Origin of the sequence: Lederbergia galactosidilytica (assembly GCF_017873565.1) — a bacterium.
GTDB lineage: Bacteria > Bacillota > Bacilli > Bacillales > Bacillaceae_C > Lederbergia > Lederbergia galactosidilytica.
In genome coordinates, this window is sequence record NZ_JAGGKH010000044.1 from 1 (window position 1) to 1,807 (window position 1,807).

Sequence of the window (1,807 nt, forward strand, 5' to 3'; positions counted from 1 at the left end):
CCTCCCTCTATATAATTAAAATATCTTCAAAATGCTCTTGTTTTCTTAGAATTTCTTAAACATCCAATTTGGGTTTGGATAGTGGGGGTGGAGTGATAGCCAGAATACAGAATATTTTAACGTACCCCTATCCATCCTAACGACCAAATTGGTAGTATTTGGTTAAAAATAGTATAACCATGCTTGATAACTCCACACTTCTTATGGTCGCTCACCCTCCCATATATCACGGGATTGGTATCCATACATTCCCTCGTCCTGCGTATCCACAAGGTGGAGGTCGGAATAAGCTCCTCGGCTGGGTCTGGTGCCCGAATGGAAAAAATAAGCTCCGACTCTGCATTAGTGGTGTTTGTGTTTTCTAAATTCACAAGTGCATCTATTGCTATTTCTTTCTCATACAGCTTAAGCTACCTGTAATGTATTTATCTGAGGTAAACCTTTCAATAACTTACTTCCATCAAATACACATTGTCTTTTGCCAATGACAAACAAGACACGTAATAACTTGCCACACAACGCAATTAGTGATTGTTGTTTCTTTAAAGGCTTTTCCGGGCGGGTCGTATAATACCTATGCAAAGCTTGAAACGTTGGATTGTTGGCTACGAGCGGGCGTATAGCTAAATAAATCGCCTTTCGCAGTTTCTTCCTTCCACGTTTCGTTATTTTTGTTTCCCCTTTGAATTTCCCGGAACTATGCTCCCGCAACGATAACCCTGCCATATTCACAAGTTGTTGAGGATGATGATAGTTAGATAAATCGCCTACTTCGGCAAAAAAAGTAGCTACAGTTGTTACACCCAGTCCTTTAATGGCCAACATTTCTTTTGCTCCCGGAATATCTCCCAAGAGGTTTTCTATTTCCCAGTTCAGTTCTTCCAATTGAGCTTCATACAGCTCATATTGGTCTAATAAACTGTGCAGCTCTTTCTTGGCAAAGCGTAAGCCGATTTCAATTCCAACACTTTTCTTCGCTTTATCTACCAGTTTGGTTGCACGCTTGATGCCAACACCACGCTTTACAACGGGTTTCCATTCCGCCAGTACATCTTCAGGGGTTTTATCACGAATGTCAGATGGAAATGGGAATGCACGCAACGTATATAATGCGGCCTTTCCATCCCATTGTTTAAATACATCCTGAAACTCTGGGAAATAACGCTGCAAGTTATTTTGAATGCGTCCTTCTGTGACAGTCTGTTGTTTGATGAGTTGATCTCGTAATTTGATCGCTTCTCTTAACTCGGCATAAATGCCATCGAGAAGATTTGGTACGGAGTATCTCCCATCCTTCACCAGCTGCGCAATCACACGGGCATCCTTTGTGTCATTTTTCGTTGGCGAGTTGTCATCCAGTTCTTTCGACTTCTTGACATGCATCGGGTTAACCAATACAAAGTCATAATCTTTGCTCGTCAGATAATAACCTAAGCTCATCCAATAGTGACCTGTTGGCTCAGCTCCAATAATGACATGGCTTTTATCATGTTTTTTTTGAAGCTTGAAAATCCATTCTAGTAGTAGTTCAAAGCCGTGTATTCGATTCTCAAAGATCAACCTTTTCCCAAATTCATAGCCTCTATCGTCCTGTGCTCGTGCCACATGTTTGTCTTTAGCAATATCTACTCCTATTACAAGTGTAGACGGTGTGATTTGCGATATTTTGTGATTTTGATTATAATTCATTGGTGAGTCCTCCTTGGTATTTATTTAATTTCGGGGTCATGATCATGACACCCTGTACTATACCAAGAGGGCTCTTTTTTGTTCAATCCTCAAATTTCTTCATTACAGGAATGCTCCT

The 1,807-nt window shown here is 40.7% G+C and carries 1 protein-coding gene; it reads right to left on the bottom strand.

Annotation, left to right across the window (positions count from 1 at the left end):
* Positions 1 to 405: 405 nt before the first annotated feature.
* A complete protein-coding gene (locus J2Z23_RS22050; protein ID WP_209975384.1) occupies positions 406 to 1,689 on the bottom strand; it encodes an IS110 family RNA-guided transposase in 1,284 nt (427 codons plus the stop codon).
* Positions 1,690 to 1,807 lie beyond the last annotated feature (118 nt).

Excerpts from the sequence above, each read along its gene's own strand:
- J2Z23_RS22050 (WP_209975384.1), bottom strand. The coding sequence starts at position 1,689 with ATGAATTATAATCAAAATCACAAAATATCGCAAATCACACCGTCTACA.